Source organism: Photorhabdus africana (genome assembly GCF_035181445.1).
GTDB classification, from domain to species: domain Bacteria; phylum Pseudomonadota; class Gammaproteobacteria; order Enterobacterales; family Enterobacteriaceae; genus Photorhabdus; species Photorhabdus laumondii.
In genome coordinates this window covers 1-6,061 of record NZ_JAXBVE010000077.1, presented here as the reverse complement: position 1 = coordinate 6,061, position 6,061 = coordinate 1, and the positions used below count along the sequence as shown (strand labels likewise).

At 39.3% G+C, this 6,061-nt stretch carries 8 protein-coding genes and 2 pseudogenes; 4 read left to right on the top strand and 6 right to left on the bottom strand.

Going from position 1 to position 6,061, the window contains the following annotated elements:
* Positions 1-118 precede the first annotated feature (118 nt).
* On the top strand, positions 119-550 hold the full coding sequence (locus tag SLS51_RS22230; RefSeq protein WP_323840700.1) for a gp53-like domain-containing protein: 432 nt from the start codon (positions 119-121) through the stop codon (positions 548-550).
* 1 nt (position 551) lies between these two features.
* Positions 552-968, top strand: a complete 417-nt coding sequence (locus SLS51_RS22225) for a tail fiber assembly protein (protein WP_323840699.1) — start codon at positions 552-554, stop codon at positions 966-968.
* 35 nt (positions 969-1,003) lie between these two features.
* Here the strand turns inward: SLS51_RS22225 and SLS51_RS22220 are convergent, their stop codons facing one another.
* The 3 genes from SLS51_RS22220 to SLS51_RS22210 form a co-directional block, all read right to left on the bottom strand.
* On the bottom strand, positions 1,004-1,198 hold the full coding sequence (locus SLS51_RS22220; RefSeq protein ID WP_323840701.1) for a tail fiber assembly protein: 195 nt from the start codon (positions 1,196-1,198) through the stop codon (positions 1,004-1,006).
* 205 nt (positions 1,199-1,403) lie between these two features.
* A complete protein-coding gene (locus tag SLS51_RS22215) occupies positions 1,404-1,853 on the bottom strand; it encodes a gp53-like domain-containing protein (RefSeq protein ID WP_323840698.1) in 450 nt (149 codons plus the stop codon).
* A 497-nt stretch (positions 1,854-2,350) separates the two neighbouring features.
* Positions 2,351-2,923, bottom strand: a complete 573-nt coding sequence (locus SLS51_RS22210; protein WP_323840697.1) for a hypothetical protein — start codon at positions 2,921-2,923, stop codon at positions 2,351-2,353.
* 585 nt (positions 2,924-3,508) lie between these two features.
* On the opposite strand from SLS51_RS22210, the pseudogene SLS51_RS22205 reads away from it, so the two are divergent.
* Positions 3,509-3,751, top strand: a pseudogene (locus tag SLS51_RS22205) (IS4 family transposase); the annotation flags it as partial.
* A 444-nt stretch (positions 3,752-4,195) separates the two neighbouring features.
* Here the strand turns inward: SLS51_RS22205 and SLS51_RS22200 are convergent.
* A complete protein-coding gene (locus SLS51_RS22200; protein ID WP_011147223.1) occupies positions 4,196-4,456 on the bottom strand; it encodes a hypothetical protein in 261 nt (86 codons plus the stop codon).
* Between the two features lie 113 nt (positions 4,457-4,569).
* Between SLS51_RS22200 and SLS51_RS22195 the strand changes: the two are divergent.
* Positions 4,570-4,826: pseudogene (locus tag SLS51_RS22195) on the top strand (IS4 family transposase); the annotation flags it as partial.
* A gap of 85 nt (positions 4,827-4,911) precedes the next feature.
* Here the strand turns inward: SLS51_RS22195 and SLS51_RS22190 are convergent.
* Together SLS51_RS22190 and SLS51_RS22185 are read right to left on the bottom strand one after the other, a co-directional pair.
* Entirely contained in the window at positions 4,912-5,202 is a 291-nt protein-coding gene (locus tag SLS51_RS22190) for a HigA family addiction module antitoxin (protein WP_011147221.1), read from the bottom strand.
* Positions 5,202-5,480, bottom strand: coding sequence for a type II toxin-antitoxin system RelE/ParE family toxin (locus tag SLS51_RS22185; protein ID WP_011147220.1), 279 nt, complete (start codon positions 5,478-5,480; stop codon positions 5,202-5,204). Before SLS51_RS22185 ends, SLS51_RS22190 begins: the two co-directional genes overlap by 1 nt.
* Positions 5,481-6,061: the final 581 nt, after the last annotated feature.

The window sequence follows — 6,061 nt, the reverse complement described above, 5'->3', positions numbered from 1 at the left end:
GTACTCAGATCTGCCCAATTTTTACCATATTGAGTCCCATTGAATGCCTTTAAAAGCTGCTTTGACAAAGATTGCCGTCAGTTAATGAACTACAGAAAGCCTTGGTTTAACAGAAACCGTGGAATTGGCAAAAAGTGCGTATCCTAGGACAGGTGGAAAAATCACTGGTGATATTGATGCTAGTGGTTGGATTGGTGCTAGTAAGCTCTACGAACGTCTGGAAAATGGTGAATGGGGGCCTGTTGGTAGACAAAATACCGCGTCACTGGAGCAGTCAGGCTGGTGGAAATGCGGAGATAAAGGATTTTATATTCAATGGGGATACACTAAGGGGAGTTTGGGAGAAGAGCACGAGTGGGTTCAATTCCCAATTCGTTTCCCAACTGTTTGTTTTGGCGGTTTGGCAACGGTTACTTTGACGTCTAGTATTGTAGGAACATTATCTGCATATTTTGGAGGTCCGACGCAAGAGGGCGCATGGGTGACAGTTGACCAGTCAAGAAACGCGTACGATAAATCATTTGTTTTTTGGTTTGCTATAGGGTATTGACATGTATATTTACAGCGCAAAAACAAACACATTCCATCCGATTGAACTGAAACAATGCTATATCGACGCTGGGAGCTGGCCGGACGACGGTGTTGAAATCAGTGATGAAGATTATAAGCGTTTTCTAAACGCCCCAGCGGGAAAACGGTGGGCAGCCGGTTCTGACGGATACCCTAAATTAGTAGATGTACCTCCTCCAACACTTAAACAATTGCAGCAACGGGCAAAACGGGAGCAGCAGCGACTAATGAACATAGCCAGAGAGAAAATTGCCCCCCTTTTTGATGCGGCTAGTTTGAATATAGCTACCGACGCTGAGAAATCCGCATTAACCGAATGGCGGTGCTACAGAGTGATGCTCAACCGGATTGATTACACCGCCGCACCTGATATCCAATGGCCGAAACAGCCTAAGTAATACAGGTAATAACAGGGGCGTATTGCCCCTGATTGTTATTTTGGTGCTTTAGGCCAATCAATTTCAGATGCTACCGAACAGTCAATACGGTTCAGTAGTACCCGATATTTTTTCCACTCTGTCAGTTTCTGTTTTTCCACATCTGTGGCTATATCTAAATCAATTGCATCTTGCAAAGGGGCGATGCAATTATTAGCATTAGATAGTAATAAATGGGGAGTGTTAGAAATTCTGTGTCATTCCAGTAATATATCTCAAAAAGGAATGACAAATGACTATGACCCTGTAAATAATCCAGCGTTTGTCTCTTCAACTATCAACTCCCGTTCCATTTTTGCCAGTGCATTCATAATGTGAAAGAAAAATCTCCTTATCTCTATACTAATATAGACACTGTCAGTAGAGGTCTAAAAAGTCACAGATTATATTTTTATTCTAAAAACCAATAGCAATAACTAAAAACTCATGTTCTCTAGAGCCGTAGTGCGTAGTAAATCCTGTCTTGGTTGGTAATGAATTTAACTGAGCTGTTGCTGTTGTCTCTGTTGATTTCCGATTAATTGTAGTTAGGCTGACATTAAAACATACGTTTGGAAATTCTTTTGGAAAATTAAATGTATCCCCGCGACCTCCTCCTGGACTACCGTTTGGATTTCCTTTCACATACATCCATTGATATATAATTCCTGTATCACCACATTGCCACCATCCGTTGGAAGCTTTACTAGCCGTATTCTTAGCACCTTTGGAATTAATACGACTATCTACTTCTGCTGTGGTATATGCGCCTAGCTCGCCCGGTGACGGTTTGTTTACAGCACTATAGACACGAATACTTGGATATTCATACACACCTCTACCGGAAATAGACCCTGTTGCATCCACATACCCACCCAAAACACCCCCGGATTTTGGGTAAGCACTTTTCGCCAACTCCACGGTTTCCGTTAAACCAAGGTTTTATAGAATTCATAAATTAACAATAAATCGTATCGAAGCAGTGTGCTAGGGCATTAAATGGGGATTTAAAGGGTAAAAATTGGATATATCTGTGTGTTAATAAATGACCAAAATGACGATTATGGGGAACAGAATTGCAAGTGGTTTAATTGTGAACAGTTTTTGTGCATAAAATAACCTAAAAATGGTCAAAGTAGAGCACATATATTGGCAAAATGCGTGCCTTTCCCAATCACGATGAAAACAGATTGGCTATGATCTGTATCAGTCACTATCTTTTTCTGATTTGCGTATTCTGATTCTGGAGATTTGTTATAACGAAATAAACTGAGAGTTACCTGTAATCTTGTATGGGGTTTGGTAGCCATATCAAAGCAGGTAACTCCCAATTTTAGATAAAGTTTCAACTAACACATCCAAATTTATTTAACGGAAAGCTCTATATTTACACTTCGATTTCTTACCCAAAAAGCCTGGCTGTTATAACAAATCTGTCCTCCGCAGATAGCATTTTCAACTATATCAGGACACCCTTTAATTAATGTATACCATTCAGGACCAGATCCATCTGAATTTGCATGACCACGACCATGCCGAAATGTTAGTGTACAATTTTCTGTGTCTGTATTGGCAACATTAATATAACTCACACTCCAATCGACAGTTTTGGTTTCATTTGTACATCCATCTATCCAGTTATTATTATCCTGTAAATTTCCCAGATAGGTTTTACCTGCCTCTAAGCGTATTTTTTCATCTCCACTATCGTACATGCAATTAGATGATTGTGTAATAAGAGTAATACTCTTTGTCGCTGATGAATTTTTAATTTGTAGTGCATATGTGGCTGATAAATTAGAAATTCTACTTTCTGAAACTTCTAATGTTGCCTCCTTATCGGTAATGTTTTCTTTTGTCTCAGCAGCTAAAGCTAATTGTGTTGACGAAGCTAGAATCACAATAGTTGTACCAATTAACGTTTTCAAAGTGATCATATTAATAAACTCCTTTGATGAAATTATTCGCAACCTCATTAGGTGATTTTTGTGGGTCAATTTTCACCCGTTAGATAGCTTCCAGAAGATATTAATAACTCATCCCATTAAAATTATTTTATTTGTACTTAAGCAAGTGTTGTTGGACGTTATTGATATCGTAATTATAAGTATAATTCATATTTTTATCTGTTGAATTGTTTTTTTAAATGCACATCCTGATGAAATGTTTGTGAATGCATCTTTTACGGATGTGGTTTATTATGTAAATAATAACAAATTGGTTTTATCTAATTTTAAAATAATTCCATCAATTATAAAAACATCATCTGTATGTTTGTTGTATTAATATGATTATATATCCGTCATCTTTCAAGTTGCTTCTTTGTTGGCTGCACTCGCTCACCCCGATCACATAGTTATCTATGCTCCCGGGGATTCGCTCCTTTGCCGTCGCGATGCATCTTGAAATCCATAGGGTATAGGTGATTTTTATCATATTAAACTTGAAAAAACTGAGACGTTTTAATTGAATTGATATTTGTCAGTAAAAATGAAAAAATCAGCAAACGCTCTGAAGAATCCGTCTTGAGTTTATTAGCCACGCTGAGTACGATAATCCTTTGGTTAATAGTATTCAATGCTGAAAATAAAGGGCCTTCACTTGAGATATCAGGCAAATAGCCTTAAATCGAGACGAGTTATTTCTTATTTGATATTACGGAGAATGTCTTTCGACATTCTCCGCTAATTTTACTAGTGATAGCTCTCGACAATGTATTAAACCATCTCGACAAAATCTATCGAAATAAGGTTTTGATTTATTAATGCTGAGTTTGTGGGGATTCCCCTCAGCGTATTTGCGAGGTCGGTTTTTAACTTCGTTTATTATTTAAAATTCAACTAATCCCATCGAACCCAATAAAGTGGCAATTACAGGAATTAAAAATGCTAACGCTATTAACGTACATATAATTTTAATTATTGGGTTCTTGTATTTATACACAGCATAGGAAGATATTAGCCCGATGGGGACAGTGATCCAACCGCATACGAAAAGAGACATAAACACATACCATCCAAAGCCTTCAAAATACATCACATTCCCTCATGAACCTATTGTAGATTCTCGAAATATATCACTAATCCTATCAACTCACCACAGCCCACTCGTAAATGCGTTGAAGTATGTGTCCATTCTTTTCTCGGTTGCCTGTTCACTGTGTGTCTTTGAAAAACCACCCTACCGGGTGAGTAATAGGTGATATGTCTTTAGAAGATAAGCTTTGCAATACCAATTGCCAGACCAGTTATTCCTAACATTGTGGCGGCAATCCATTTGGTTTGAGTTGCAATAGATTGGTGAACCTCAATTCTCACAGATGCGATATCTTCCTTTGTTGCATAGTTAGCTTTCATAACTGCGAGATCGGTTTTGATGAGGTTTAGATCATCTTTAAGTTTTTTTACTCTGATTTCAAACATATCGTTGCTGCCTCCATCACCACTATTGCCGCCTGTTTTAAATGGCAAATCACTTCTTATTTGGAACCACGTGATCTCGTTTATTGATTGCTATCTTTCCCCATGATAGCAGGGTATTTCTGTTTTACCCACTCAAGAACTTGTGATGTATCTATCATCATTACAGTCACCGAATGCAGATAGAGCAGAACTTTCATGGTGAAAAAGTGGCGCTTTTGGTTTTGGATTTTATAGTCACTTAGAAGGGCGCTTACTCATCCTGAGTTTATTAGCTACGCTGAGTACGATAATCTTTTGGCTAGTGATATACAATGCTGAAAATAAAGGGCCTTCACTTGAGATATCAGGCAAATAGCCATAAATCGAAGCGAGTTATTTCTTATTTGATATTACGGAGAATGTCTTACGACATTCTCCGTCAGATTATTGACAAAGTGCTGGTTTTTTTATCCGGCGCTCTGTTTTAATTCAGCTCCGTTCACCAGACGGAGCTTGCCGCCATGTTAAGGTATTGGCGTAAACAGGGGAGTTAGACGAGTTAAATCTATTTCCTGTTTAACTTGTGCCAAGCTATACGCTTCCTGGAGTCTCAGCCACATTTCCGGCGTACTGCCGATCACGTTGGCTAAACGAACGGCCATTCCTGGCGTTACTGCCGCGCTACCTTCAACAACACGCCCAATAGTTGACGGTGAGACATCCAGTGCACGAGCAAGCGCTCTAAGACTAATATTTAAGTGCTCTATCTCGTCAGAGATATAGCGCCCCGGATGGGGTGGCATACGTTTAGTCATTAATGATAGTCCTCGTAGTTCAATATATAAACATCACCATCGTTAAATTCGAAAGTTAACCTCCAGTTACCCGATACGCTTACCGCCCAAATACTCTTTCGATCTCCTGTAAGTGGGTGAAGTTGAAAACTCGGTAAACTTAAATCATTCAGGCCGCTTGCTAAATCTAATGCGTTTAACAGTAGGTCTAGCCTGTTAGCGTGGTGTGCAACAATTCCCGCCGTGGTTCCCTTCTCATAATACTTTCGTAGCCCTTTATGCTTCCAACTTTTAATCATTGTTTGAGTCCTGTTGCGTTACGAGAGACAGCATAACACGTGTCGATCATTGCGCAACAACATTTTTCTGATGAAATAATATCAGATTATTGACAAAGTGCTGTTTTTTTATCCGGTACTCTGTTTTAATTAAGTTCCGTTCACTAAACGGGGCTTGCCACCTTGTTAAGAACACCCACTCTCCAAACTTTCCCGCCAGAAACACTCTCGTTTGACGAGCTGGTTCCTAAAAATCATTTATACCCTATGGATTTCGAGATGCTTCGCGGCGGCAAGGGAGCGAATCCCCGGGAGCATAGATAACTATGTGACCGGGGTGAGTGAGTGCAGCCAACAAAGAGGCAACTTGAAAGATTACGGGTATAGTCCGTCAAGTCGATGCCGCTATTGATTTCGAATTTATCCGCGAATTAGTTGCCCCGTTGTATTGCCACAATAATGGCGGTCCTGTTATCTATAGCCCAAAATATTACCTGATTATCACTTAAATTCAGCTCCCATAGGCGTATACTTAAAATAAGTCTGTGTGGAGGTAAATGAAAATGGCTAAAAATCAGATTCAATTCCAAAAAGGCATTTCT